The 24270-nt window shown below is 69.4% G+C and carries 28 protein-coding genes; 11 read left to right on the top strand and 17 right to left on the bottom strand.

Translation table 11 applies throughout. The features are described from left to right. Positions 1 to 209: 209 nt before the first annotated feature. From ccsB to ACFOYW_RS12700, 5 genes are all read right to left on the bottom strand, one after another. Positions 210 to 1226: a c-type cytochrome biogenesis protein CcsB gene (ccsB, locus tag ACFOYW_RS12720; RefSeq protein WP_390229383.1), complete on the bottom strand. Its 1017-nt coding sequence runs from the start codon at positions 1224 to 1226 to the stop codon at positions 210 to 212. Positions 1227 to 1256: 30 nt separating this feature from the next. Next, a complete protein-coding gene (gene resB / locus ACFOYW_RS12715) occupies positions 1257 to 2759 on the bottom strand; it encodes a cytochrome c biogenesis protein ResB (protein ID WP_390229381.1) in 1503 nt (500 codons plus the stop codon). A gap of 148 nt (positions 2760 to 2907) precedes the next feature. Next, positions 2908 to 3663 carry a cytochrome c biogenesis CcdA family protein gene (locus ACFOYW_RS12710; RefSeq protein WP_390229380.1) on the bottom strand — a complete coding sequence of 252 codons (756 nt, stop codon included), beginning with the start codon at positions 3661 to 3663 and terminating at the stop codon, positions 2908 to 2910. Beyond that, entirely contained in the window at positions 3660 to 4274 is a 615-nt protein-coding gene (locus tag ACFOYW_RS12705; RefSeq protein WP_390229379.1) for a TlpA family protein disulfide reductase, read from the bottom strand. The genes ACFOYW_RS12710 and ACFOYW_RS12705 overlap by 4 nt, the downstream gene beginning before the upstream one ends. 3 nt (positions 4275 to 4277) lie before the next feature. Next, positions 4278 to 4931, bottom strand: coding sequence for a histidine phosphatase family protein (locus tag ACFOYW_RS12700; RefSeq protein WP_390229377.1), 654 nt, complete (start codon positions 4929 to 4931; stop codon positions 4278 to 4280). A 68-nt stretch (positions 4932 to 4999) separates the two neighbouring features. On the opposite strand from ACFOYW_RS12700, the gene aspS reads away from it, so the two are divergent. Next, the gene (gene aspS / locus ACFOYW_RS12695; RefSeq protein WP_390229375.1) at positions 5000 to 6409 is read left to right on the top strand and encodes an aspartate--tRNA(Asn) ligase; all 1410 of its coding nucleotides are present in this window, start codon (positions 5000 to 5002) and stop codon (positions 6407 to 6409) included. 100 nt (positions 6410 to 6509) lie between these two features. Here the strand turns inward: aspS and ACFOYW_RS12690 are convergent, their stop codons facing one another. The 4 genes from ACFOYW_RS12690 to ACFOYW_RS12675 form a co-directional block, all read right to left on the bottom strand. Further along, positions 6510 to 6812 (bottom strand): Dabb family protein, encoded by a 303-nt coding sequence (locus tag ACFOYW_RS12690; RefSeq protein ID WP_390229373.1) that lies wholly within the window; start codon positions 6810 to 6812, stop codon positions 6510 to 6512. Continuing rightward, complete coding sequence (locus tag ACFOYW_RS12685) at positions 6809 to 7093, bottom strand: glutaredoxin family protein (RefSeq protein ID WP_390229371.1); 285 nt, start codon at positions 7091 to 7093, stop codon at positions 6809 to 6811. Before ACFOYW_RS12685 ends, ACFOYW_RS12690 begins: the two co-directional genes overlap by 4 nt. A gap of 110 nt (positions 7094 to 7203) precedes the next feature. Beyond that, the gene (locus ACFOYW_RS12680) at positions 7204 to 7302 is read right to left on the bottom strand and encodes a 30S ribosomal protein bS22 (protein WP_003792170.1); all 99 of its coding nucleotides are present in this window, start codon (positions 7300 to 7302) and stop codon (positions 7204 to 7206) included. A 99-nt stretch (positions 7303 to 7401) separates the two neighbouring features. Further along, positions 7402 to 7845: an ArsR/SmtB family transcription factor gene (locus ACFOYW_RS12675; RefSeq protein WP_390229368.1), complete on the bottom strand. Its 444-nt coding sequence runs from the start codon at positions 7843 to 7845 to the stop codon at positions 7402 to 7404. 59 nt (positions 7846 to 7904) lie between these two features. Here ACFOYW_RS12675 and ACFOYW_RS12670 point away from each other — a divergent pair, with 59 nt between their 5' ends. Then, positions 7905 to 9341, top strand: coding sequence for a TrkH family potassium uptake protein (locus ACFOYW_RS12670; protein ID WP_390229366.1), 1437 nt, complete (start codon positions 7905 to 7907; stop codon positions 9339 to 9341). Beyond that, positions 9334 to 10005: a potassium channel family protein gene (locus ACFOYW_RS12665; RefSeq protein WP_390229364.1), complete on the top strand. Its 672-nt coding sequence runs from the start codon at positions 9334 to 9336 to the stop codon at positions 10003 to 10005. The genes ACFOYW_RS12670 and ACFOYW_RS12665 overlap by 8 nt, the downstream gene beginning before the upstream one ends. Positions 10006 to 10007: 2 nt before the next feature. Here the strand turns inward: ACFOYW_RS12665 and proC are convergent, their stop codons facing one another. Continuing rightward, a complete protein-coding gene (gene proC / locus ACFOYW_RS12660) occupies positions 10008 to 10859 on the bottom strand; it encodes a pyrroline-5-carboxylate reductase (protein ID WP_390229362.1) in 852 nt (283 codons plus the stop codon). Between the two features lie 35 nt (positions 10860 to 10894). Here proC and ACFOYW_RS12655 point away from each other — a divergent pair, with 35 nt between their 5' ends. Continuing rightward, complete coding sequence (locus ACFOYW_RS12655) at positions 10895 to 11857, top strand: cation diffusion facilitator family transporter (RefSeq protein WP_390229661.1); 963 nt, start codon at positions 10895 to 10897, stop codon at positions 11855 to 11857. A 70-nt stretch (positions 11858 to 11927) separates the two neighbouring features. Here ACFOYW_RS12655 and ACFOYW_RS12650 read toward each other — a convergent pair whose 3' ends face one another. After that, on the bottom strand, positions 11928 to 12407 hold the full coding sequence (locus tag ACFOYW_RS12650) for a nucleoside deaminase (protein WP_390229360.1): 480 nt from the start codon (positions 12405 to 12407) through the stop codon (positions 11928 to 11930). A gap of 115 nt (positions 12408 to 12522) precedes the next feature. On the opposite strand from ACFOYW_RS12650, the gene upp reads away from it, so the two are divergent. Beyond that, positions 12523 to 13158 (top strand): uracil phosphoribosyltransferase, encoded by a 636-nt coding sequence (upp, locus tag ACFOYW_RS12645; RefSeq protein ID WP_390229359.1) that lies wholly within the window; start codon positions 12523 to 12525, stop codon positions 13156 to 13158. A gap of 183 nt (positions 13159 to 13341) precedes the next feature. On the opposite strand, the gene ACFOYW_RS12640 is transcribed toward upp, so the two are convergent. After that, entirely contained in the window at positions 13342 to 13464 is a 123-nt protein-coding gene (locus ACFOYW_RS12640; protein WP_390229357.1) for a hypothetical protein, read from the bottom strand. 21 nt (positions 13465 to 13485) lie between these two features. On the opposite strand from ACFOYW_RS12640, the gene ACFOYW_RS12635 reads away from it, so the two are divergent. Further along, the gene (locus tag ACFOYW_RS12635; RefSeq protein ID WP_390229355.1) at positions 13486 to 14145 is read left to right on the top strand and encodes a winged helix-turn-helix domain-containing protein; all 660 of its coding nucleotides are present in this window, start codon (positions 13486 to 13488) and stop codon (positions 14143 to 14145) included. An 86-nt stretch (positions 14146 to 14231) separates the two neighbouring features. After that, on the top strand, positions 14232 to 14885 hold the full coding sequence (locus ACFOYW_RS12630; protein WP_390229354.1) for an NAD(P)-dependent oxidoreductase: 654 nt from the start codon (positions 14232 to 14234) through the stop codon (positions 14883 to 14885). 117 nt (positions 14886 to 15002) lie between these two features. Here the strand turns inward: ACFOYW_RS12630 and ACFOYW_RS12625 are convergent, their stop codons facing one another. Further along, positions 15003 to 15794, bottom strand: a complete 792-nt coding sequence (locus tag ACFOYW_RS12625) for a hypothetical protein (RefSeq protein ID WP_390229352.1) — start codon at positions 15792 to 15794, stop codon at positions 15003 to 15005. Between the two features lie 364 nt (positions 15795 to 16158). Here ACFOYW_RS12625 and ACFOYW_RS12620 point away from each other — a divergent pair, with 364 nt between their 5' ends. Next, the gene (locus ACFOYW_RS12620; RefSeq protein WP_390229350.1) at positions 16159 to 16602 is read left to right on the top strand and encodes a MarR family winged helix-turn-helix transcriptional regulator; all 444 of its coding nucleotides are present in this window, start codon (positions 16159 to 16161) and stop codon (positions 16600 to 16602) included. Here the strand turns inward: ACFOYW_RS12620 and ACFOYW_RS12615 are convergent. Genes ACFOYW_RS12615 through ACFOYW_RS12605 form a run of 3 tightly spaced genes read right to left on the bottom strand, consistent with a single transcriptional unit; the run spans position 16599 to position 19585 of the window. Beyond that, a complete protein-coding gene (locus tag ACFOYW_RS12615; RefSeq protein ID WP_390229349.1) occupies positions 16599 to 17678 on the bottom strand; it encodes a sensor histidine kinase in 1080 nt (359 codons plus the stop codon). The genes ACFOYW_RS12620 and ACFOYW_RS12615 overlap by 4 nt on opposite strands. Continuing rightward, the gene (locus ACFOYW_RS12610; protein ID WP_390229347.1) at positions 17675 to 18340 is read right to left on the bottom strand and encodes a response regulator transcription factor; all 666 of its coding nucleotides are present in this window, start codon (positions 18338 to 18340) and stop codon (positions 17675 to 17677) included. The genes ACFOYW_RS12615 and ACFOYW_RS12610 overlap by 4 nt, the downstream gene beginning before the upstream one ends. A gap of 39 nt (positions 18341 to 18379) precedes the next feature. Further along, a complete protein-coding gene (locus tag ACFOYW_RS12605; protein WP_390229658.1) occupies positions 18380 to 19585 on the bottom strand; it encodes a MarP family serine protease in 1206 nt (401 codons plus the stop codon). Positions 19586 to 19635: 50 nt separating this feature from the next. On the opposite strand from ACFOYW_RS12605, the gene ACFOYW_RS12600 reads away from it, so the two are divergent. Further along, positions 19636 to 20496 carry an LLM class F420-dependent oxidoreductase gene (locus ACFOYW_RS12600; protein WP_390229345.1) on the top strand — a complete coding sequence of 287 codons (861 nt, stop codon included), beginning with the start codon at positions 19636 to 19638 and terminating at the stop codon, positions 20494 to 20496. 225 nt (positions 20497 to 20721) lie between these two features. Here the strand turns inward: ACFOYW_RS12600 and ACFOYW_RS12595 are convergent, their stop codons facing one another. Continuing rightward, positions 20722 to 21885, bottom strand: coding sequence for a VIT1/CCC1 transporter family protein (locus ACFOYW_RS12595; protein ID WP_390229655.1), 1164 nt, complete (start codon positions 21883 to 21885; stop codon positions 20722 to 20724). A gap of 158 nt (positions 21886 to 22043) precedes the next feature. Here ACFOYW_RS12595 and ACFOYW_RS12590 point away from each other — a divergent pair, with 158 nt between their 5' ends. After that, positions 22044 to 22772, top strand: coding sequence for an NUDIX hydrolase (locus ACFOYW_RS12590; protein ID WP_390229343.1), 729 nt, complete (start codon positions 22044 to 22046; stop codon positions 22770 to 22772). Positions 22773 to 22845: 73 nt separating this feature from the next. Further along, on the top strand, positions 22846 to 24159 hold the full coding sequence (gene nadA, locus ACFOYW_RS12585; RefSeq protein WP_390229341.1) for a quinolinate synthase NadA: 1314 nt from the start codon (positions 22846 to 22848) through the stop codon (positions 24157 to 24159). The last annotated feature ends 111 nt before the right edge of the window (positions 24160 to 24270 follow it).

The following is a 24270-nucleotide window of genomic DNA, read 5'->3' as shown; positions in this document are numbered from 1 at the left end:
CGACGGGACCCTGTCGCGCGACTGTCATGAGGGAACATTTTTGACGCGCGGTAGAACGCGCAGCAAAAGTGTTCCCTCACGACAGTGATTCGAGAGGCTGCCCAAAGTCTCGGACGTATTAGCTCGGATGTATTGGATGTGGCGTGAGCCGCGGCGGACAGCCGCTTCGCCCGGCAGCCCCGGAGCGTTAGCTCGACAGGTCCCGACCGCTAGCTCGACAGACCCGAGTACGAGTGCAGGCCGTGGAAGAACACGTTCACGATGCCGAAGTTGAACATGACGGCCGCGAAACCCACCACCGAGAGCCACGCCGAGCGCGACCCGCGCCAGCCGCGCGTCGCGCGTGCATGGATGTAGCCGGCGTAGATCACCCAGATGATGAAGGTCCAGACCTCTTTGGTGTCCCAGCCCCAGTACCGGCCCCAGGCCTTCTCGGCCCAGATCGCGCCGGCGATGAGCGTGAAAGTCCAGAAGATGAAGCCGATGATGTTGACGCGGTACGTGAGGTTCTCGAGCGTCAGCGCGTTCGGGAGGCTCTTGAGGAACGGCATGACCGGCGGCAGCGACAACTCCTGGCGGCGCTCGCGGTACCCCTGCAGCAGCTGGGCCGCGGAGAGCGCGAAGCCGAGCGCGAAGAACGCCGTGCCGAGGATCGCCACCAGGATGTGCACGACGAGCCAGTACGACTGGAGGGCCGGCGGCAGCGGGACGACCGGCACGTAGTAGCGGGTCTGCGCGATCATCAGCAGCACGCAGACGAGGCCGGTGATGAACGTGCCGATCCAGCGGATGTCCCACCGCAGGTTCGCGGCCAGGAAGATGCCGATGATCACGAGCGTGCCCGTGAGCGAGAACTCCCACATGTTGGCCCACGGCACGCGGCCGGCGGCGACGCCGCGCGTGATGTCGGACAGCAGGTGGATCACCCAGCCGACCGTCGTCACCGTCATCGCCGCGCGCATCAGCCGCGACGTGGCGGCGCCGCGCGCCGGCACCTTCTCGACCGTGTCGGTCGACTGGCGCACGAGAGTGGCGGTCGCGGAGCGTGTCGCGCCCGCGGCGGCGGCCTCGGCGCGGCGCTCGACTGCGCTGCGCACAACGGCCGGTTCGGCGCCCTCTGAGCTGCGCCGTGCCAGATCGAGCACGAAGAGCACGAAGGCGACCGTATAGAGCCCCATGACCACGTAGATCGCGATCTCAGAGATGGTGGAGAGGGTATCGGTCACGTCAGTACGCTACGCCTTCGATTTATTGAGTTAGCCGACAGATTCGGCATCGGCCGAGACGCGTCGCACGTGAGCGGATGCCAGCGCGGCCACCGCCTCCTCGAGCCTCGGGTCCTCGCCTCGGGCAAGGCCCGCGTATTCGAGGGTGACGGCGCCCGACGCATCCGTCTTCGCCTTCACCCACATGCGACGCCGCGGCACGAACAGCGAGGTGAGCAGGCCGGCGAGGATCAGCATCGCGAAGACGAGAACCCAGCCCTGCGTCGGGTCGCGGTGGATGTCGAGCGACGCGTAGCGCTCCACCTTGTCGAAGCTGACCGAACCGAGGCCATCAGGCAGCTGGGCTGTCTGGCCGATGCCGAGGTCCAGGGCCTGCGCCTTCGCGTCAGGGCCCGCGATCTGGGTGAGCTTGTCGGTGTTGAGCTCGTAGACCGACTGCGGCACGCCGGTGTCGAGGCCGAGGTTGCCCTGGTAGACCGTGAGCGAGACGCGCGGATTCTTGAGGCCGGGGTACGTCGAGACGAGCTGCCCGTTCGCCGCCCGCCCCGCCGTCGGCATGAAGACGCCGACCATGCCGAGCTGCTTGGGCAGGCCGTCCGTCACCTTGACCACGCCCTGGGAGGTGAGGTTCGCGTCGTCCGCGAGGAAGGGGACGACCTGCCGGCCGATGACCTTGCCGCTCGCGTCGCGGATCGTCAGCACCGGGGCGTAGCCGTTGCCGAGCAGGTAGACGTTCGTCCCGTCGATCTGCAGCGGGTGGTTGACCTTGATGTGCGTCTTCGTCACGGCGCCGTTCGCTTTCGTCGCGGTCACGGATGCGTCGTAGTCGAGCGGCTGGCCGATCGCGTTCACGTTGCTGCTCTCGTACTGCACCTTGAGATCGTCGAGGCGCACCGAGTACGGCGGCAGGTTGTCGCCCGAGACGAAGCGGCCGGGGTTGAACGAGTCGAGGTTGACGTTGGTGTCGACGAAGGTCTGGCCGACGGCGACGATGCGCTGCGCCGTCCACCCGAAGCCGCCGCCGATGCCCACGACGATGAGAACGCCGAGCAGTGCGATGTGGAAGACGAGGTTGCCGGTCTCGCGCAGGTAGCCGCGCTCGGCGGAGACGGAGATCTCGCGGGGGCCCGTGAGGACCACGGTGCGGTACCGCTGGCTCCTCAGCAGCTTCTGGGCTGCGGTGATGGCGGCCAGCGCATCCGTACCCTCGGGTGCCGGCTCCGCGCGATAGCCGACCATGCGGGTCAGCCGCGACGGCGTCTTCGGCGGGTGCGCCAGCATCGCCTGCACGTGGTGCTTGACGCGCGGAATGATGCAGCCGATCAGCGAGATGAACAGCAGCAGATAGATGGCCGAGAACCACACCGACGAGTAGGTGTTGAACACCTGCAGGTGGTTGAGGATCGGGTAGAGCGTCGGGTGGTCGAGCTTGTACTGCGTGACGCCGTTCGGGTCGGCGGACTGCTGCGGCACCAGCGACCCCGGCACGGCCGCGAGCGCGAGCAGCAGGAGCAGCATGAGCGCGGTCGGCATGCTCGTGAGCTGCCGCCAGAACCACCGGGCCCAGCCGAACGGGCCGAGGCGGCCCGACGTCGCGGGGCCGTCGCCCGGGTCGATCGTGTCGATGTGGTCGCTCGGCAGCAGGTCTCCGAGCTCGGTGCGCGAGAACTGCGCGGTGCCGTCAGACTGCCGTGCGGAAATACGGCATCACCTCCTGCAGCTGAAGCATCCAGGTGTTCCAGAGACCCGAGACCATGAGCACGCCGATCACGATGAGCAGCGCGCCGCCGATCACATTGACGAGGCGCACGTGCCGCTTCAGGAACGCGACCGCCGACGACGCCCAGCCGAGACCGAGCGCGATCAGAAGGAACGGGATGCCGAGGCCGAGGGCGTAGCAGAGGGCGAGCAGCGCACCCTGCCATGGCGAGCCGCCGTTGAAGCCGAGCGCGTCGATGGCGGCGAGAGTCGGGCCGGTGCACGGGCTCCAGCCGATCGCGAAGGCGATGCCGAGCAGCGGCGCCCCCGCGAGCCCGGAGCCGGCGCGCCAGCTGGGCTTCACGATGTTCTGCAGGAACGAGAACTGCCCGATGAAGACGAGGCCGAGCAGGATGACCACGATGCCGGCGATGCGGGTGATCAGCTCGCGGTAGATGTTGAGCCAGGTGCCGAGCGCCCCGAAGATGAAGCCCCCGACGACGAACACTGCGGCGAAGCCGAGGATGAAGAGCAGGACGCCCAGGGCAAGTCGGCTCTGACCGCGCCGGTCCCCGCGCGCCGCGGTCGAGCGCCCGTCGGTGTAGCCGCCGATGTACGCGAGATAGCCGGGAACGAGCGGCAGCACACAGGGCGACGCGAACGAGACGAGCCCCGCGAGCAGAGCGATCGGGACGGCGACCAGCAACTGGCCGCTCGAGACGAGCTGCCCGAAGCTCATGGGGTGGTCTCGGCCAACGCGCTGGTGATGAGCGTCTGCACCGTCGAGGGCTGGTCGTTGATCGGGCCCTCGACGCGGGCGGCGATGCGCCCCTCCTTGTCGAGGATCAGCGTGGTCGGGGTCGAGTTCGGCCGGTAGGCGCCACTGAACGCGAGCTGCACCTTGCCCGAGTCCGCGTCGAGGATCGACGGGTAGGTGATGCCGAAGGTCTTGTCGTACGACTTCGCGCTCGGGCCGTCGTCACGGGTGTTCACCCCGACGAACTGGACGCCCTTGCCCTGGAACTGCGCGTTGAGCTTCTGCACGTCTTTCGCCTCGAGGCGGCACGGCGGGCAGCCGGCGTACCAGAAGTTGACGACGATGACGTCGCCCTTGTACGCCTTCGACGAGAAGGTCGTGCCGTCTTCCGTCGTGCCGGAGAAGACGACCGGCGCCTTGCGATCGGCCGGCTTGATCTCGGTCACACCGCTGCCGGCGATGTACCCCTTGTTGTCGGCGTTGTCGTACTGCGACTGCAGCGCGGTCACGGTGCAGCCGGCGAGCAGCGCGACGGCGGCCGCAGCGGAGATGACGGATGCCGCGAGCCGGCGCACCCTGGAGATCGAGGCCACGCGCTACACCGCCCCGACATCGACGGCGGCGGGCAGCAGCGGCGCGGCGGGATCGGCGTAGTCGACCTCGCGGATCGCGCCACCCGGTGTCTGCTCGAAGGTCGTGATGCTCGAGAGGTTACAGCGACGCTTCCGCGGATCGTGCATGAGGCGCTCCTGCGCGAGCGCGAGGTGCGTGACCCAGATCGGCAGCTGGTGACTGACCATGACCACGTCGCCGGGGGTCTGGTCGTCGAGGGGCGGCAGCGTGAAGGCATCCGCCATCGCCGCGGTCATGCGCTTCGCGATCGAGCCGTACGGCTCGCCCCACGACGGGCGCACGGGATTGATCAGCCACGGCCAGTTGACCGGGTTCTTCACGGCCTTCTCCATCACCTTGCCCTCGAAGTGATTGCGCGGCTCGATGATGCGCGGCTCGGTGCGGAGGTCGAGTTCGAAGCGTGTCACGAACGGGGCGGCGGATTCCTGTGCCCGCACGAGCGGGGAGGCGATCAGCGCCGCGACCGGGCGCTCGCGGGCCGCGAACTCGTCGGCCGCCGCCTGCGCCATGCGCCGGCCGAGCTGCGAGAGATGGAAGTCGGGGAGTCGCCCGTAGAGCACATGGTCGGGGTTGTACACCTCGCCATGGCGCACGAGATGCACCAGCCGACTTGCCACGTGCGCCAGTTTACGGAAGCCCAACCCCTGAAACTCCTGGAAGAAGCGGCCCGGTAGACTCGTCCCCCGTGACCGAACGCACCCTCATCAAGGACCTGTCCGCCCGTGAAGACGGCCCGGTGACCGTCGCCGGCTGGGTCGAGACGGTGCGCGATCAGAAGAAGGTGCAGTTCATCGTCCTGCGCGACGAGTCCGGTGCGGCGCAGCTCGTGAACCCGGCCGTGCGCGAGGTCGCGAGCGGCGCTGAAGGCACTGCAGCTGACGGCACTGCAGCTGACGGCACTGCAGCTGACGGCACTGCAGAAGACGCGGCGCGGCAGGCAGCGGCCGTCGCCCTCACCGAGTCGATCACGGCGCTGTCGCTCGGCACGTTCATCAGCGTCACCGGCGAGCTCAAGCACGACGAGCGCGTCAAGCTCGGCGGCCTCGAGGTGAAGATCGGCGACCTCTCGGTCGCGGCACCGTCCGAGCCCGAGGCGCCCATCGCCGCAGATTCGAGCCTCGACAAGCGCCTCGACTACCGCTGGCTCGACCTGCGCCAGCCGAAGAACGCGCTGATCTTCCGCGTGCAGACGACGCTTGAGCACGCGTGGCGCACCTGGTGGGTCGAGAACGGATTCGTCGAGATCCACACCCCGAAGCTGATGGAGTCGCCGTCCGAGTCGCGAGCCGAGCTGTTCCAGCTCGACTACTTCGACCTCGGCACCGCGTACCTCGCGCAGAGCCCGCAGCACTTCAAGCAGATGGCCCAGGCCGCCGGCTTCGGCAAGGTCTTCGAGATCTCCCCCGTCTTCCGGGCCGACCCGTCGTTCACCTCACGTCACGCCACCGAGTTCATCTCGGTCGACGCCGAGATGTCGTGGGTCGACTCGCACGAAGACGTCATGGCGATGCAGGAGCAGCTGCTCGCCGCGGGCATCGCGGCGGTGAAAGAGAAGCACGGCGACGAGATCCGCGAGCTGTTCGGCATCGAGGTCGAGGTGCCCGCGATTCCGTTCCCGCGCATTCCGCTGGCCGAGGTGCACACGGTCCTCAAGGAGTCGCGCGGCTACACGGTGCCCCGCGAAGACGGCGACCTCGACCCCGAGGGCGAGCGCCAGATCAGCGCCTACGTCAAGGGTGAGTTCGGTCACGACTTCGTGTTCGTCACCGACTACCCGACGAACATCCGCCCCTACTACCACATGCGCGACGCCGAGACCGGGCTCACCAAGAGCTACGACCTCATCTACAACGGCACCGAGATCACGACCGGCGCACAGCGCGAGCACCGCATCGACGAGCTGATCGCCAACGCGAAGGACAAGGGCCTCGACCCCGCCGGCATCGGCGAGTACCTCGAGTTCTTCAAGTACGGCGTGCCCCCGCACGGCGGCTTCGGCATGGGCCTCGCCCGCGTGCTCATGCTGCTACTCGGCGAGCAGTCGATCCGCGAGACGACGCTGCTGTTCCGCGGCCCGACGCGCCTGGCGCCGTAGCGCCGCGCCCCTTCCCCCGCTCAGGTGCGCTCTGTGGACTCGAGTGCGCGGTGCGGATGCCCGTGCGGCGCACTCCGGTCCGTCCGGCGCATCTGGGACGCTAGACCGTGCCGTCGACCGCGGTACGGGAGCTGACGACCGCACGCGTCAGGGCGGCGGCCTCGAGGTGAGCCGGGTGCACCTGGTATTCCTGGAGCCCCGCGGCGTCCGCGAAGTCGGCGACGACGGCCACCGAGTTCGTCGGGCGCTCGTCGACCTCGTCGATGATCACCTCGATCGCCTGGATCGACGGCACGACGCCGCGCAGGGCCAGCAGGCGGGTTCGAATGCCCTCCGCGTCACTGCGACGCTGCTCCGCGTCATCCGCTTTCAGGGTCCACGCGACGATGTGACGCAGGGTCATGCCAGCTCCTTCAACGCATTCTCGAGACGCGCCGCGTCGACGCGCCAATACGTGTGCATCTTCCCATCGATGAGCACGACGGGGATCTCCTCGCCGTAACGCTGTTGCAGCGCCGGGTCGCCGAGAATGTCGACCTCGTCGATCGCGATGCCCCCGGCGACGGATTCCTCGACCCGGGCCACGACGTCGTCGACGACGGCCCGCGCGTCTTCGCACAGGTGGCAGCCGGGCTTCGAATAGAAGGTGATGCGATGTTCGGGCTGGCTGGATTGGTCGGACACTCGTCCAGTTAACTCCACCGAGTTAACTGCAACGAGCGCCTGGGCAAGTGCCCTGACGCTCGGAGCTGAAGTCGGTCGAGACCGACCGACTTACTGAAGCAGGCGGACGCCTACTTCTTGTTGCGACGCTGGTGGCGCGTCTTGCGAAGAAGCTTGCGGTGCTTCTTCTTCGCCATGCGCTTGCGGCGCTTCTTGATGACAGAACCCACGGAAACCTCACAAAGATCGGGGATGCCGCGACTCGCCGCGGCACAAAGAGCAAGTTTACCGCACGCCGCCTCAAGCGCCGAATCGGGCCCCGGCCGGCCTCAGCGCTTGACCTTCGAGACCACCGCCGCAGCGCGGGCGGCAGCACCGGCGGCGACCTTGCCGACGGAGGCCGCGAACTCCCGCTGCGACTCGGACAGGCCAGTGGCGCCGAAGCCGACCGACGACGCGGCGCCGATGGCCGAGGCATCCGTCGGCTCGATGTCCTCGGTGGTGCCGAGGAACGGCAGCAGCCAGTCGTCGATCGCCTCCAGCGGCGTCGAGTCGAGGTGGTAATAGCGGTGCTGGCCCTCTTCGCGCACCGCGACGAGCCCCGCGTCGCGCAGCACCTTCAGGTGCTTCGACACGGTCGGCTGACTCAACTCGAGGGCGTGCACGATCTGCGACACGCTGACCTCGCCGCTCACCGATGACTGCGCCTCCAGAAGAACCTGGAGGATCTCTCGCCTGGTCGAGTCCGCAACGATGTCAAAGATGTCGGCCATGCAGAAAGAGTAGCCAGTCCGCAGAGGGCACGGCAGGATGGGCGCGTGGAGGAGGCTCGGTGCCGGTGACGGTGGTCGGGGCGCGACCCGGTTCGCGCCGTCTCCGCCAGGCGCTGTCCGACTTCGCGGCGGCGAGCCCGAGCCGGTTCGCCATCATCGTGTTCGCCCTGCTCGTGCTGCTCTGGACCGCTCTCCTCGGCCTTCCCGTATCCAGCGCGAGCCACGCGGCGACCCCCTTCGCCGATGCGCTCTTCACCGCGGTGTCCGCGGTGTGCGTCACGGGTCTCTCGACGGTCGACATGACCGCCCACTGGTCGAGGTTCGGCGAGGTCGTCATCTACTTCGGCGTGCAGATCGGCGGCATCGGCGTGCTGACGCTGGCCAGCACGCTCGGCCTCATCATCAGCCGACATCTGGGACTGCGCGCAAGGCTCATCGCCGCCGGCGACACCAACCCGTTGCGCGCGCACCGCGGCCCCGTGGCAGAGGGCCAGGCGGTGCGTCTGGGCGAGGTCCGCGGGCTGCTGGTCACCATCGCGATCAGCGTCGTCGCGATCGAGGCGGCCGCGAGCGTCATCCTCTTCCCGCTGCTGCTCACGCACGGCTTCACGATCGGCGCCGCGGCGCGGGACGCCGTCTACTACTCGGCGATGGCGTTCACGAACACGGGATTCACGCCGAACAGCAACGGCCTCGTCCCCTTCGCGCACGACTACGCGTTCCTCTCCACGATCGGGCTGACGGTGATGCTGGGGGCGATCGGATTCCCCGTCATCTACTCCCTGGCCCGCGTCGTCCGGCATCCCGGCCAGAGGCGGCGCATCATCTCGCTGCACGTCAAGCTCACGCTCGTCGCCTATTTCGTGCTGTTCGCGCTCGGCGGCGTGCTCTACTGGCTGCTCGAGCACGGCAACCCCCGCACTCTCGGACACCTGAGCGCGGGCGACGGCGTCTTCCAGAGCTTCTTCCTCTCGGCCATGGCCCGCTCGGGCGGGTTCTCGACGATCGACATCTCGCACCTGCACGGCTCGAGCCTGCTCGTGACCGACATGCTGATGTTCATCGGCGGCGGGTCGGCCTCGACCGCCGGCGGCATCAAGGTGACGACGCTCGCCGTGCTGTTCCTCGCCGCGATCGCGGAGGCCAAAGGCGTCGAGAGCATGGAGGCGTTCCACCGTCGCATCCCGAACGACGTGCTGCGCGTCGCCGTCTCGGTCGTGCTGTGGGGCGCCACGATCGTCGCCTCCGCCTCGGTCACGGTGCTCGCGATCACCGGGGACTCGCTCGACCACGTGCTCTTCGACGTGATCAGCGCCTTCGGGACCTGCGGTCTCTCGACCGGCCTCGCCATGGGCGCGTCGCCGCCCGTCGTCTACGTGCTCGCCGCCACGATGTTCCTCGGCCGGATCGGCAGCATCACGCTCGCCGCCGCACTGGCCCAGAGCCAGCGCCAGCGGCTCTACGCCCGCCCGGAAGAGAGGCCCATCGTTGGCTAGTCCGATTCACAACGACGCGCCCGTGCTGCTCATCGGCCTCGGCCGCTTCGGCTCGGCCGCAGCCACCGAGCTCGACCTGCTCGGCCGCGAGGTGCTCGCCGTCGACCGCGACGCGACCCGCGTACAGGAGTGGGCCGATCGGGTCACCCACACCGTGCAGGCGGACGCCACCCAGGTGGATGCTCTGCGCCAGATCGGCGCCGACGACTTCCAGATCGCCATCGTCGCGGTCGGGTCGTCGATCGAGGCATCCGTGCTCGTCACCGCGAATCTGGTCGAGCTCGGGATCCCCCAGGTCTGGGCGAAGGCGATCTCGCCCGCGCACGGCAGGATCCTCGAGCGCATCGGCGCGCACCACGTCATCTACCCGGAGGCCGAGGCGGGTTCCCGCATCGCGCGGCTCGTGAGCGGGCGGATGCTGGACTTCATCCAGTTCGACGACGACTTCGTGCTGGTGAAGATGTTCGCGCCGAAGGCGATCAGCGACCGCACGCTCGCCCAGTCCGACCTGCGCGGCGTGCACGGTGTCACCGTCGTCGGCATCAAGGAGCCCGGCAAGCCGTTCACCTATGCGGGCAGCTCGACCATCGTCGAGCACGAGGACATCATCGTCGTCTCGGGCGGCGAGGCGGATGTGCAACGCTTCGCCTCGCTCGACGACTAGCGCTACGCGCCCGAGGCGAGCTCCCTCGCCCGCGCCAGTGCGGCGTCGGTCGCGCGATCGAAGAGCCCCGACAGGTCGGCGGCCTGCAGCACCTCGATGGCCTTCTCGGTCGTGCCGCCCGGGCTCGTGACGCGGCGGCGCAGTTCGGCCGGCTCCTCATGGGTGGCCGCGAGCAGCTCTGCCGCGCCGAGGAAGGTGTGCCCGACGAGGAGTTCCGCCTGCTCGCGCGAGAAGCCCTTGGCGACGGCGGTCTTGGTGAACTCCTCGATGAGGAGGAACACGTAGGCGGGCCCGGAACCGGAGATCGTCGACAGCTCATCGAGTTGCGACTCGGGCACCTCGACCACCGCACCGACGGTCTCGAAGAGGGCGCGCACGAGCGCCACGTCATCGGCGGTCGCGCGCGTTCCGCCGCTCACCCCGGTGACACCGCGACCGACCTGCGCGGGCGTGTTCGGCATGGTGCGGACCACGGCAACGGATGCCGGAACCGCCGCCTCCATCGTCGCGACCGTCACCCCTGCGGCGACGCTCGCCACGACGGTGCCGGGCTCGAGGGCCCCCGCGATCTCGGCGAGGACGTCGGGCACCTGGTACGGCTTCACGGCGAGCACCACGAGCTTGGCGCCGCGAACGGCCTCGGGGTTGGCATCCGCCTCGTTCTCGGTCGCGTGCGCGCTCACGCCGCGCAGTTCGGCGAAACGGGCGGCGGTCGCTGCGCTCCGGCTGGTGACGCGGATGCCGCCCTCGACGTCGACCACCGGCGACGCCAGACCGTTGATGATCGCGCCGGCCATGGAACCGGCGCCGATGAATGCGATGGCGGGCAGCTGAATCGTTCGAGCGTCGCTCATGCCCCCACCATACGGGCGCAGAGCCCACTCATATGATGGGCCGCGTGAGCGACCAGCGCGGGGATGAGCGCGGCGACCAGCCCGAGGGCGGCCGCCCGCTCGCGATCCTCGCCGCGCTCGGCGCCAACGTCGGAATCGCGATCGTCAAGTTCGTCGCGTTCCTGCTGTCGGGGTCGAGCTCGATGCTCGCGGAGGCCGTGCATTCGCTCGCCGACTCGGGCAACCAGTTGCTGCTCCTGCTCGGCGGCCGGCGCGCGAGACGTGCCGCGGACCCCGCGCATCCGTTCGGATACGGCCGCGAGCGTTACATCTACGCGTTCGTGGTCGCCATCATCCTGTTCTCGGTCGGCGGGGTCTTCTCGATCTTCGAGGGCATCGAGAAGGTCCAGTCGGCGTCGCACTACGTGCGCCCTGAGCTGTGGTGGCTGCCGATCGCGGTGCTGCTGGCATCCGCTGTCCTCGAGGGCACCTCGCTTCGGACCGGAATGCGCGAGTCGCGATCGCACAAGGGCTCCGGCACGTGGGTGCAGTTCATCCGGCGTGCGAAGAATCCGGAATTGCCTGCCGTGCTGCTCGAGGACGTCGCCGCGCTCACCGGCCTGATCTTCGCGCTGATCGGCGTCACGCTCTCGCTCATCACGGGCAATGGAATCTTCGACGCGGCCGGATCGATCGCGATCGGCGCGCTGCTCGTCACGGTCGCCATCGTGCTCGGCACCGAGGTCAAGAGCCTGCTCGTCGGTGAGGGCGCCACCGAAGGCGAGCTGCGAGCGATCGAGCAGGCGGTGCTCGCGGGCGGCGAGACGGACCGGATCATCCACCTGCGCACCCTCTACCTCGGGCCGGAGGAGCTGCTGGTCGCCGCGAAGATCGCGATGCCGCCCGAGCGGTCGCTGGCGGATGCCGCGCGGGCCACGGACGTGATCGAGGGGCGCATCCGTGCCGCCGTGCCGGTCGCGCACCTCATCTACCTCGAGCCCGACGTCTACCGACCCTAGTGCCGGGCGCGCGCCCGGCGCCGCGATCGAAAACGGAGTTGTTGCGCCACAGGCCGCGTTCGGGCCGCACCTACTCCGTTCTCGGCGCGCGGCGCTCGTCGAAGAACTCGGTGAGCAGGGCCGCGCACTCGGGCTCCCGGATGCCCGCGTAGACCGTCGCGCGCTGCGGCAGGCGGCGATCCCGCAGCAGATCGTAGACCGAGCCGGCGGCGCCGGCCTTCTCGTCCCACGCCCCGAACGCGACCGTGGGCACGCGCGCCGAGAGGATCGCACCGGCGCACATGGCGCACGGCTCGAGGGTGACCACGAGCACGGCATCCGTCAGCTGCCACTCGCCTCGCGCGGCCGCCGCGGCCCGAAGCGCCTCGATCTCGGCGTGCGCGGTCGGGTCCTGTCGCGCCTCGCGCGCGTTCCGACCGCGCCCGAGCACCTCGGCCGACGGCCCGACGACGACCGCGCCGACCGGCACGTCGCCCGTGGCGAGCGCCGCGCGCGCCTCATCGAGCGCGAGGCCCATCCACGCGTCATATTCCGGCGGCGGTATGAGCATCGAATCCCTTCAGCGTCGAACCACCCAGCGTCGTATCACTCAGCGTCGAATCGCTCAGTGTCGAATCGCTTGCGCGGCCGGGGCCAGCCCCGGGTGGTCCAGTACCCTGAAGCCTATGCGCGTGCACGTGGCGGACCACCCGCTGATCACCCACAAGCTCACGGCCCTCCGCGACAAGAACACGCCGAGCCCGCAGTTCAGGTCTCTCGTCGCCGAGCTGATCACGCTGCTCAGCTACGAGGCCACCCGCAATGTGCGCGTCGAGCCGGTCACCGTGCAGACCCCCGTCGCGCCGTACACGGGCCTCACCATCTCGAAGCCCGTCCCGCTCGTGGTGCCGATCCTGCGCGCCGGTCTCGGCATGCTCGACGGCATGATGGCGGTGCTGCCCAACGCCGAGGTCGGATTCCTCGGCATGGCGCGCGATGAGGAGACGCTGCAGCCGACGACGTACGCCGAGCGTCTGCCGCGCGACCTGGCCGGCCGGCAGTGCTTCGTGCTCGACCCGATGCTCGCGACGGGCGGCTCGCTCGGCGCGGCCCTCGACTTCCTCTTCCAGCGGGGCGCATCAGACGTGACCGCGATCTGCATTCTCGGCGCCCCCGAGGGCATCGAGCACGTCGAGCAGGCCACTGTCGGCAAAGACGTCACGCTCGTGCTCGGCGCCCTCGATGAACGACTCAACGAGAACGGCTACATCGTGCCCGGCCTCGGCGACGCGGGCGATCGACTCTACGGGCTCGCGGGCTGACTTTTTCTTGACTTTTCGCCACGTTACGTGTTTTGCTGGGCGGCATGACTGACACCCTGCGCCTTCGTCCCACCCTTGAGGTGAGCGAGACGGCCGGCATGATGATGCCCGGCTGTGCAGTCATGATGTGTCGAATGTGTGCCTGAATTCCCCGTTCGCCTGAGTCCCCCCGACACCGATCGCTCATCGCAGCTTGATCACCGGGAAGCGGACTCCACGGATGTCTGAGGCATCCGCCCCTGCCGCGTCACAGCAGACGCGCACCTCGGCCGCTCGCACCTCCTCAGGTGCCGGCCATCGCATCATCACCAGAAGGTCTTGATCCGCATGACGATCACCGCTCCCCTTTCCGCTCTCACCTCCGCTTCCCCCGCAGCTCGACCGGCCGGCACCCCGCGGGGCTTCGGGCTCTACGTCGGCTTCGACGAGGCCAAGGCCGCCGCGGCCGGAACCGACCTCACCACCGTCGTCGCCGCACTCAAGCGGGTTCTCGCCGAGGTCGCCCCCGGCGCAGAATCGTTCGCCTCGGTCGCGCTCGCGCCAGAGGGCGCCGGCGGCCGCGACGTCGACGTGGTTCGCCTCGCGCTGCGCGACCCATCCGCCGTCGCCAAGTTCCGGCCCAGCGAGGCCCGCGACGAGCGGGCCGACCAGACCGGCGTCGTGATCGACGTCACCCGGCGCCACCTGCTGCTCGACGGCGACCGCGTGTCGCTCACGTTCAAAGAGTTCGAGCTCCTGCAGTACCTCGTCCTGCGCGAAGGACGCACGATCGAGCGCACCGAGCTGATCACCTCGCTGTGGTCGGCCGCGAGCGACGAAGAGATCCCGAACGAGCGCACCATCGACGTGCACGTGCGACGCCTGCGCGCCAAGCTCGGCCGCTACGAGGACATCGTGCGCACCGTGCGCGGCGTCGGATACCGCTTCGATCGGCACGCCGACGTCGCGATCCGCCAGTCGCACGCACCGTCGCCTGACCGGTTCTGAGTTTGTTGTCGCGGGCGTCCTCGCCGCCCGCGAGTTTTGTTGCGAATGCATGGAATACGACAGCGGCGCCGACCGCTGTCCGTCCTATGACATCTATTGCGATCATCGGCGGCACGGGGTACTCGGGGAGCAACATCGCTGCGGAGGCGGTGAAGCGCGGCATCCAGGTCACCGCGGTCGCGCGGCATGAGCCGGAGCATCCGATCGACGGCGTCACCTACGTCACGGATGACATCGCCGACCGCGCCTTCACCGACAAGCTCGCCGCGGACCACGATGTGGTCATCGTCGCGATCCATGCCGTCGACGGCGACAACAACCCGGTCCTGCCGGCGCTCGTGCCGGGCCTCGCCGAGGGTGCTGTCGCCGGGGACGCGCGTCTCGCGTTCGTCGGCGGCGCGGGCTCGACCTTCGAGGGCGTCGGCGGCCCGCGGCTGGTCGACAGCCCCGACTTCGTCGAGGCCTACAAGCCCGAGGCCGTCGCGCACGCCGGCGTTCTGGACTGGCTGCGCAGCGACGAGACTCCGGCCGGTCTGCAGTGGTTCTACGTGAGCCCGGCCGAGACGTACGGCGGCTACAACCCGGGCACCCCGATCGGCTCGTACCGCACGAGTGCGGACACCGTGCTGCGCGACTCCGACGGCAAGTCTGAGATCTCAGGCGCTGACTACGCTCTGGCCTTCGTCGACGAGATCGTGACGCCGACCCACATCAACCAGCGCTTCGTCGTCGGGTACTGATCGGCGAGCCCTGATCGGCGGGCACTGATCGGCCGCTGTTGATCCGCGGCCACTGATCCGGGCGTGCGTGGGCGCCGCCGCCTCTCGGCGACGGCGCCCCTGTCTTGTGCTTACCGCTTAGCGGCGTGCGCCGGCGTGCGGCTCAGGCGCGTGCTGCTGCGTCGCGGGGGCGTGGCGCGCCACCGGAGCGGTCCAGTGCGCGACCGGGGTCGGCACGTGCGTCACGGTCGGAGCAGGGATGCTGCCGGCCGAGCCGGTCGAGCCGAACGGCGAAGCCGGGGGGGCCGGTGTGGCCGGGACTGCGGGCTTGGCCGGGACGGCCGGGACCGTGCTGTGTGCCGGCGTGCTCGGGACGGCCGGAACAGCAGGCTTCGCGGGCGTGGCCGGGACGGCGGGCTTCGCGGGAACAGCCGGCTTCGCGGGGATGACCGGGGTCGCGGGCTTCGAGGTCGTCGATGCGGACGGAGCCTGGGTGCTCGTGGCTGGCTGGCTCGACGCGGGCTTCGGGGTCACCGGAGCGTGGTGCGTGTGCCAGAAGGCGAGCCAGCCCCACCAGCCAAAGTGGTGGCGGCGGTGGTGATGGTGCTTGCGGTGGTGCACGGGGGTGGGCAACGGCTTGGGCGGCGTGGTCGACGTCGGAGCCGGGTTCGGTGTTCCGGTCGCGGTGGGCACCGGGACAGGCACGTAGGACGTCGGCGCGGGTGTGCCGGTCGATGTGCTCGTCGGCGAGGTGCCGGTGCCAGCAGTGCCGGCAGGGTCGCCCGAGGTGGGTGCAGCCGTCGAGGGCGCGGCGGTCGAGGACAGGGATGCCGGGACCGGGTCTGCGTTGGCCGCGAGGCCACCGATCAGGCATCCGCCAACGACAACCGCAGTGCCGGTCGACAGCATCATGAGCTTTCGATTCTGCATCTTCGGATAAACCTCCGTAGTCGGTGGCGGCCGTAAGTGCCGCCGTGGGGGTGCATTGCCCCGGACGGGAGGTTCGTTACAGATGGATCGCAAGATGAATCAGAAATGACGTTGCTCAAGACCGGCGGCCGTTCAGGACGTTCTGCTTGCCGACGCATAACGAAGTCGCAGGAAAAATCACGAAACGATAACTAGACAGCGTTATCAGCCCGTTATACATTCGTAGAGCGTTAGTTGTTTGCTGTGGCAGCCGGCGCGGAATGTGATTGCAGGACACTCTTGGTGCAAGAGACGGGTCGGAGCTAACAAGGCTCCGGCCCTTCTCTGTGTCAGCGCCCGCGCACGGCGATCGTAGGCTGGCGGGATGAGAGATGAGGCGCGCTCGGTCGCCGCCTGGGAGGCGCTGTTCCGCGCTCAGGTCGCCGTGATGCGCCGCCTCGGCGCCGACTTCCCCCGCAACGACATCTCATTCAACGAGTACGACGTCATGTTCACCCTCACGCGCGCCGCGAACCGTGCCCTACGGCTGCGCGACCTCACCCGGGCAGTGCTGCTCACGCAGCCCAGCGTGAGCCGGCTCGTCGATCGGCTGGCGGCTCGCGGACTGGTCGACAAGCTGCCCGACGAGACGGATGCGCGAGGCACCGTCATCCGCCTCACCGACGCCGGCCGCGACGCGTTCCACGCCGTCGCGCGCGTGCACGGCGCATCGATCGATCGCATCGTCGGCGACGCACTCAGCCCGGACGAGCTCGAGCAACTCACCCGGCTCACCACGAAGCTGCGCGCGAACCTGCCGCCCGCCTAGACGCGGGGCAGCTCGAGCGAGATCACCGTGCCTTCCGGGCCGGTGCTGTCGACCCGCACCGTGCCGCCGTTGCGCGCGGCCACGTCGCGCACGAGCGCCAGGCCGATGCCGAAGCCGCGGCGGCGGGGCAGGCCGTCGCTCTCGTCCGGATCCGAGTGGGCGAAGCGGTCGAACACCCGCTCGGGGGCGATCCCGCGGATGCCGGGGCCGTGGTCCGCGACCGACAGCGTCACGGTGCGCGGCGCCGCAATGAGATCCACCTCGACGGACCCGCCATCACGGGTGTGCCCGATGGCGTTGTCGACGAGTCCGGTGACGCAGCGCCGGAAAGACACCTGCGGCATCAGAACACGCGTTGCGCGATCGGGTGCGCGATCAGTTTCAGGCTCGGCCGCACCAGGCTCGGCCGCGAGCTCGGAGCCAACATCGCCCGTCAGCTCGATACGGATGTTTCGCGCGTCGGCCAGCAGGCGCAGGGCCGCAATCGCCTCCGCCGCGGTGGCCGAGGCATCCGTCACCTCGTCCGGCTCGCCCTGCTCGCCGCCGGCCGCCGCGAGCAGCTCGCCGACGATGCCGATGAGCGCCGCCGTGTCCGACCGCAGCTCGGTCACGGTGCGCGCGCTCGGGTCGGTCGCGCCGAGGCGGTGCTGCAGCAGCTGCAGCCGCGCGTCGAGCACGGCGAGCGGTGTGCGCAGTTCATGCGAGGCGTCGGCGACGAACGCCCTCTGCAACTGCAGCGCCTGCCCGAGCGGACGCACGGCGCGCCGGGCGATCAGCCAGCTGATGACCGCCGCGAACACGATGGCGGCTGCGCCGATGATGACGAGCGCAATGAGCACCTTCGTGGCGCTGATGTAGATCTTGTCCTCGCCGGGGCGGTTGGTCTCGGCCAGTTCTCTGGGCTCGGACTGCCAGATGACGACGCCGACCGCGACGATGATGATCGCGACGACGAGCGCGCAGCTCGCGATCGAGATCCGCCGCGTGACGGATGCCGCCGCCTTGCGCACGGCGAGGACATCGCTGTCTGTGCTCGCCCGGCCAGTATTGGCCCTGCCTGCGCGAGGCTCGCTCACAGATACCCCAGCCGGTACCCCTTGCCGCGCACCGTGAGCACCACGGACTCTTCCGTCTTGCGGCGCAGGTAGTGCACATAGGTGTCGACCGTGCCCGGCAGGTCGTTCGGAGTGAAGACCGCCGAGAGGATCTGGCTGCGGCTGAACGTGCGATCCGGGCTGTGGGCGAGCAGAGCGAGCAGCTCGGTCTCCTTCGGCGTGAGCGCGACGGGCCCGAGGTACGGCGACTGGATGATGCGGTCCTCGGGGAAGAACTCCCACGAGCCGATCGTGAGCGACGAGTCGTTCGCCGTGTACGTGCGACGCAGCGCCCGCAGCCGCGCGAGCAGCTCGGCGAACTCGAACGGCTTGACGAGGTAGTCGTTGGCCCCCGCGTCGAGCCCCTCGACGCGGTCATCGGTCGCGCCGAGCGCGGTCAGCATGATGATCGGCGTGGCGATGCGCGCACGACGGATGCCGCGGACGACCTCGACCCCGTCGCGCCCGGGCAGCCGTCGATCGACGACCAGCACGTCGAACTCCTCGGCGAGCGCCGTCGCGAGCCCCGCGTCGCCATCGGCGCGGTGCGTCACGTCGTACGCCTCGCCGAGATACTCGATCATGATGGGCGCGAGGCGCTCGTCGTCTTCGATGAGCAGGAGGCGTGGCATCCGTTCAGTCACGCGTCGATTGTTCCCAGGAACACCCACAGAAACTCCACATCAGCCGGATACGCAGGCGCCGGTCGCGACCGGTTTCGTGAGGGTCGCCGCACGCTCGAGCGTCGGGGCGATCTGTTTGAACGTCAGGGCATAGCCCGTTTCGGAGTCCGTCGTCGACATCGCGAACACGAGACCGGTGACGCGTCCCTGCGCGTCGAGCAGCGGGCCGCCCGAGTCGCCCGGCCGGACGATGGCGCGCAGCGAGTAGACGTCGCGGGTCACCGTCTTGTCGTCGTAGATGTCCTTGCCGATGGCGCGGATGCTGTCGCGCACGCGGCCCGGCGCGACGGTGTACGTGCCGCCGCCCGGGTAGCCGGCCGCGAACACGCTCGCACCGACGCCCTGCACGGCGGGGTTCTGCGCGAGCGGCTTCGCGTGCAGCCCCGGCACGTCGAGAACGGCGATGTCGGTCTCGGGGTCGTAACCGACGACCGTCGCCGAGAGGCGCTCGCTCTTCCCGTTGACGAGAACGTCGGCGGAGGACGAGCCGGCGACGACGTGCGCGTTGGTGATCACGCGATCGGATGCCACGACCCACCCGCTTCCCGACGACGCGGTGCCGCACTGCGGCTCGTCCGCCTGGACTTCGACGATCGAATCCGCGACAGCGCTCACGGCCGACGGCACGTCGCTCGTCGGTGCCGCGATGTTCGGGATCTTCTCCTGCTCGGTCGACTCGAAGACCTTCGGCAGGCCGGCGGCCGCGATCGCGTCGTCGACGGCGCCGAAGACGCGCGCAGTCGGCATGGGCGCGATGGAATCGAGGGTGGCGACGATGCGCGAGGAGTTCGCGAGCTGCGTCGCGGGGCCGTACCCGGTCGAGACGACGAACCCGGCGAGCAGCCACACGACGACCGCCCAGCTGAGCAGCCCGAAGACGGCGCCGAGCACGGCGTCGGCGCCACCGGCGACCGGGAGCGGCCGGACGGCCCTGCGGATGAAGCTGCCGATCGTGATCACGATGGTCGCGCACACCGCCGCGATGAGCAGGGTGATGATCAGCACCGTGATGCTGCGCCCCCAGGTCTGCAGCGAGCTGAGCGCACCCACCGCGGAGACGATGCCCGGCGCGAGCACCAGCCCGACCCAGAACCCGATCGCCCAGCCGATGAGGGCCGCGACCGCCGCGATCACACCCCGCCGCGCATAGCGGATCACCGTGAGGACCCCAACGACCGCGAGGACCAGATCGACGATCACCTGCATGGGGGACACTCAACCATCCGTAGCTGGGCTTCCGGCGTAGCGTGGCCGCTATGGACCTCGGTTTTCATCTGGCACACCTGACCTTCGATTCAGGGCCCGAGCAACTCGGCCCCACCCTCACCCGCATCGCTCACGACGCAGAAGACGGCGGCATCGCGCGCCTCACCGTCATGGACCACTTCTGGCAGATCCGCGGCTACGGGCCGCCCGAGAAGGACATGCTCGAGGCGTACACGTTCCTCGGCTTCCTGGCGGCCAACACCTCGAAGGTGCTGCTGCACACGATGGTCACGGGTGTCGTGTACCGCGAGCCCGGGCTGCTCGCCAAAGCGGTCTCGACACTCGACGTGCTCTCCGGCGGTCGCGCCGGGCTCGGCATCGGCGCCGCCTGGAATGAGGAGGAGTCGAAGGGCCTCGGCTTCAACTTCCCGCCGACGAAGGAGCGCTTCGAGCGCCTCGAAGAGGCTCTGCAGATCATCCTGCAGATGTGGAGCGACTCGGAAGAGCCGTACGAAGGCCGCTACTACCAGCTCGGGCGCACGCTCTCGGTGCCGAAGACCATCTCGCAGCCGCGCCCGTATCTGATCATCGGCGGCGTCGGCGAGCGCAAGACGCTGCGTCTCGTCGCGCAGTACGCGGATGCCTCCAACTGGTTCGCGAACGCCGACTTCCCCCACCTGATCGACGTGCTGAAGGGTCACTGCGACGCGGTCGGCCGCGACTTCGACACGATCGAGAAGACCGCGCAGGGCCGCATCGACGAGGAGACGACTCGCGACTCGCTGCTCGCCGAGCTCGAGCGGCTGCGGGCCTACGGCATCCGTGCCACGTACTTCTCGAGCCCGCTCAGCGACCCGCACCGAGCGATCGACCTGCTCACCTCGGTGACCGGCGAGGTCGCCGACTGGTAGTCCCACCGGCGCTGGTAGTCCCACCGGCGCGCCCGGACATGGGTAGGGCCTCGTTCCCCATCCGGAACGAGGCCCTCTGTCCCCACTAACCGCTCCCCCGCCCTGCATCAGGTGGCGCGTAGTTCCATTGAAGCGGCAGCCCCGCGTGCGGATCACCCCGTTGACAATGGGCATCGCTTCCGGTTACAAATCGCCCAGCACAGTCATCCGCCGCCGATCTCGGGCTCAGCCGGCGACGTGCCCGAACAGCAGGCCGAGCAGGTACGTCACCGCGGCCGCGCCGTAGCCGATCGCGAGCTGGCGCAGTGCGCGCGACAGCGGCGACGAGCCGGACAACAGGCCGACGACCGCGCCCGTGCCGACGAGCGCGATGCCGACGAGCACCGTGGCGAGCGCGACCGCGCCGAGCCCCGACATGCCGAAGAGATACGGGATGACCGGCACGATGGCGCCCGACGCGAAGAAGCAGAAGCTTGAGAGCGCGGCGCTCATGCCGGTGCCGATCGCCTCGTGGTCGTCGCCGTCGGTGCCGCCGGGCAGGTCGCGGGCGCCCGCGCCCATTCCCCACAGCAGCCGCGCCGCGCGCGTCTCGGCCTGACGCTCGGTCATGCCGCGCGAGCGGAACACGAGTGCGAGCTCGTTGCGGTTCGCGTTGAGCTTCCCGATCGCGTCGCCGACGTCGACGTTCGGGGTCGAGGCGGCGAGCAGCTCGCGCTGGGAGTGCACCGAGACGAACTCCCCCGCGCCCATCGACAGCGCGCCGGCGAGCAGGCCCGCGACACCGGTCAGCAGCACGACGTGCGTCGCGACCCCGCTCGCCCCGACGCCGAGCACCAGGGACAGGTTGCTGACGAGGCCGTCGTTGGCGCCGAACACCGCCGCGCGGAACGTGCCGGAGAGGCGGCTGCGGCCCCGTTCGGCGAGTGCGCGGACGACCTCCTCGTGGATCTGCTCGTCCGCGGCCATCTCATCGGTCGCGTCGGGGTCCGACTCGTACGGCGACCGCGACTCGGCGCGCTGCACGAGCGCGAGCACGAACACGGAGCCGAAGCGGCGGGCGAGCCACCCGAGCAGGCGGGTGCGAAGATCGGTGCGCAGCGGCTTGCCGACCCTGGCGCCGAGCAGGTCGAGCCAGTGCTGCTCGTGCCGCGACTCCGCGTCGGCGAGCGCGAGCAGGATTTCGCGCTCCTCGCCCTGGCGGCGGCTGGCGAGGTCACGGTAAACGGATGCCTCGGCCCGCTCATCCGCAAGGTAACGGCGCCACCGGCGCAGGCTCGCTTCGCTCGGCGCGCTGGGCTGATCGGGCGTGCTGGGCTGATCGGGGGTGCTGGGCTGATCGGGCGTGCTGGGCTGATCGGGGGTGCTGGGCTGATCGGGCTGCTCACTCATGCTCATCGGCTGACAAGCCTTCCATGAGGGCTCGGCACGCGGCGAGCCCAGCGGGCCGTCCCCCAGCATTCAGCGACGCCTAACTTCAGTTCAAGTCACTTGCACATTAAGTGCTGCGCGGGGTTAGAGTGGCGCTGACCATAACAAAGAAGGTACGTGTGAACGCCTCGCTCGCGGTTTCGACCGTGATCTTCGCGCTGCGCTCCTCCGGCCGATTCGGCGGCGACGAGGGCGAGCGTGCCCTGTGGCTGCCGCTGGTGCGCCGCATTCGAGAGCCGTACGACGGCATGTGGGCACTGCCCGGCGGGCCCCTCGGCGATGACGAGGGCCTCGCGGAATCCGCGACGGCCACGCTCGAACGCACGACCGGGCTCGCGCCCCGGTACCTCGAGCAGCTCTACGCCTTCGGCGACCCGCACCGCTCAGGTGACACGGCACCAGGCGAGGAGACGGGCCGCGCCGTCGGGCGCGTCGTCTCGGTCGTCTACTGGGCTCTCGTCGGCGAGGAAGAGGCGCGCGCCGCGCGCGTCGGCCAGAACGTGCGCTGGTTCCGCGCCGAGGAGCTGCCGCGCCTCGCCTTCGACCACAATCTGATCGTCGAGTACGCCCTGTGGCGGCTGCGCAACAAGGTCGAGTACAGCCGCATCGCGAGCGCCTTCCTCGGCGACACGTTCACGCTCGCGCAACTGCGCGAGGTGCATGAGGCCGTGCGCGGCCAGGTCCTCGACCCGGCGAACTTCCGCCGCCAGGTCGAGGCGACCGGAGCCCTCGTCGACACCGGCGAGGTCCTCACGGGCGTGCGGCATCGACCACCGCGCCTGTACCGCTACAACACGACCGTCGATCTCGCCGACCAGGGCCCGCTGGGCCGTGCGGCGCAGCAGTGAGAACAGTCAGCAGCAGTGAGAACAGCCGGCCCCGAGAACGGGCGGCAGTGAGAACAGTAGGAGAAGAGACGTCATGACCCTCCTGAGTGACCGGCTCGAAGCATCCGTCGCCCACACCATCGCCGGCATCTCGAACGGCGGCCTGCAGGGCGAGACCTGCGCACCCGAACTCGCCGACGGCCCGTGGGCCTTCGATCTCGGCATGCCGGGCTACGGCCCGGGCGCTTCGCAGGGCGACAGCCTGCCTGCGGGCTCGCCCACGCAGGGCGAGCTGCCTGCGCGGTACCGCGAGGCGACGCCGCAGCAGCTGTCCGACTGGATCGCGGCGGCCAAGGCATCCCTCGGCTCCCGCGTCGCGGTGATGGGGCACTTCTACCAGCGCGACGAAGTGGTGCAGTACGCCGATTTCGTCGGCGACTCGTTCCAGCTCGCCCGCGCCGCACGCGAGCTGCCGGACGCCGAGGCGATCGTGTTCTGCGGCGTGCACTTCATGGCCGAGACGGCCGACATCCTGACGGGCGACGACCAGGCGGTCATCCTGCCGAACCTCGCCGCGGGGTGCTCGATGGCCGACATGGCAGACATCGACTCCGTCGAGGAATGCTGGGCCGAACTCGAGGCACTGTTCGGTTCGGCACCCGATGAATCGGGGCGCGTGCCGGTGATCCCGGTGACCTACATGAACTCGTCGGCCGCGCTCAAGGCGTTCTGCGGCGAGCACGGCGGAATCGTCTGCACGTCGTCGAACGCGGCGACCGTGCTCGAGTGGGCGTTCGAACGGGGGCAGCGCGTGCTGTTCTTCCCCGACCAGCACCTGGGTCGCAACACTGCCAAGGCGATGGGCGTGCCGCTCTCGGCGATGCCCCTCTGGAACCCCGCCCGCGTCTCGGGCGGCCTGTCCGCCGATGCGCTGCGCGACTCGCGCGTCATCCTGTGGAACGGCTTCTGCTCTGTGCACAAGCGCTTCAGCGTCTCGCAGATCGAGGCGGCGCGGGCCGCACACCCCGACGTACGGGTGATCGTTCACCCCGAATGCCCGATGGATGTCGTCGACGCCGCGGACGCCGCGGGCTCGACCGACTTCATCGTCAAGGCGATCGCCGCCGCCCCGGCGGGCTCGACCTTCGCGATCGGCACCGAGATCAACCTGGTGCAGCGGCTCGCCGCCGACTACCCGCAGCACGAGATCTTCTGCCTCGACTCGGTGATCTGCCCCTGCTCGACCATGTACCGCATTCACCCGGGCTATCTCGCCTGGGTGCTCGAGGAACTCGTCGCCGGCCGCGTCGTGAACCGCATCACCGTCGACGAGCGGGTCGCAGACGGCGCCCGGATCGCCCTCGAGCGGATGCTTGCCGCCCGCCCCGACACGACGATGGCGGCGTAGCGGTGGGCACCGAGGGCGGCGCGCGCTACAGTTGCGGGCCCACGCGGCAGATGCGCCAGGCGCTCGAGCCCGTAACTGTAGCGCGGAGCCAGGGCCGGGAACGGGAGCGGG

Source organism: Gryllotalpicola reticulitermitis (genome assembly GCF_042651345.1).
Classification (GTDB): domain Bacteria; phylum Actinomycetota; class Actinomycetes; order Actinomycetales; family Microbacteriaceae; genus Gryllotalpicola; species Gryllotalpicola reticulitermitis.
Note: the sequence above shows the minus strand (reverse complement) of the source record. Positions and strands in the feature narration are given on the sequence as shown.

Coding starts and splice junctions, on each gene's coding strand:
- resB (WP_390229381.1), bottom strand. CDS start 2,759: ATGCCGACCGCGCTCATGCTGCTCCTGCTGCTCGCGCTCGCGGCCGTG.
- ACFOYW_RS12710 (WP_390229380.1), bottom strand. CDS start 3,663: ATGAGCTTCGGGCAGCTCGTCTCGAGCGGCCAGTTGCTGGTCGCCGTC.
- ACFOYW_RS12690 (WP_390229373.1), bottom strand. CDS start 6,812: ATGACCCTGCGTCACATCGTCGCGTGGACCCTGAAAGCGGATGACGCG.
- ACFOYW_RS12675 (WP_390229368.1), bottom strand. CDS start 7,845: ATGGCCGACATCTTTGACATCGTTGCGGACTCGACCAGGCGAGAGATC.
- proC (WP_390229362.1), bottom strand. CDS start 10,859: ATGAGCGACGCTCGAACGATTCAGCTGCCCGCCATCGCATTCATCGGC.
- ACFOYW_RS12655 (WP_390229661.1), top strand. CDS start 10,895: ATGGGCCGCGTGAGCGACCAGCGCGGGGATGAGCGCGGCGACCAGCCC.
- ACFOYW_RS12650 (WP_390229360.1), bottom strand. CDS start 12,407: ATGCTCATACCGCCGCCGGAATATGACGCGTGGATGGGCCTCGCGCTC.
- upp (WP_390229359.1), top strand. CDS start 12,523: ATGCGCGTGCACGTGGCGGACCACCCGCTGATCACCCACAAGCTCACG.
- ACFOYW_RS12640 (WP_390229357.1), bottom strand. CDS start 13,464: ATGATGCGATGGCCGGCACCTGAGGAGGTGCGAGCGGCCGAGGTGCGC.
- ACFOYW_RS12635 (WP_390229355.1), top strand. CDS start 13,486: ATGACGATCACCGCTCCCCTTTCCGCTCTCACCTCCGCTTCCCCCGCA.
- ACFOYW_RS12630 (WP_390229354.1), top strand. CDS start 14,232: ATGACATCTATTGCGATCATCGGCGGCACGGGGTACTCGGGGAGCAAC.
- ACFOYW_RS12625 (WP_390229352.1), bottom strand. CDS start 15,794: ATGCAGAATCGAAAGCTCATGATGCTGTCGACCGGCACTGCGGTTGTC.
- ACFOYW_RS12620 (WP_390229350.1), top strand. CDS start 16,159: ATGAGAGATGAGGCGCGCTCGGTCGCCGCCTGGGAGGCGCTGTTCCGC.
- ACFOYW_RS12605 (WP_390229658.1), bottom strand. CDS start 19,585: ATGCAGGTGATCGTCGATCTGGTCCTCGCGGTCGTTGGGGTCCTCACG.
- ACFOYW_RS12600 (WP_390229345.1), top strand. CDS start 19,636: ATGGACCTCGGTTTTCATCTGGCACACCTGACCTTCGATTCAGGGCCC.
- ACFOYW_RS12595 (WP_390229655.1), bottom strand. CDS start 21,885: ATGAGTGAGCAGCCCGATCAGCCCAGCACCCCCGATCAGCCCAGCACG.
- nadA (WP_390229341.1), top strand. CDS start 22,846: ATGACCCTCCTGAGTGACCGGCTCGAAGCATCCGTCGCCCACACCATC.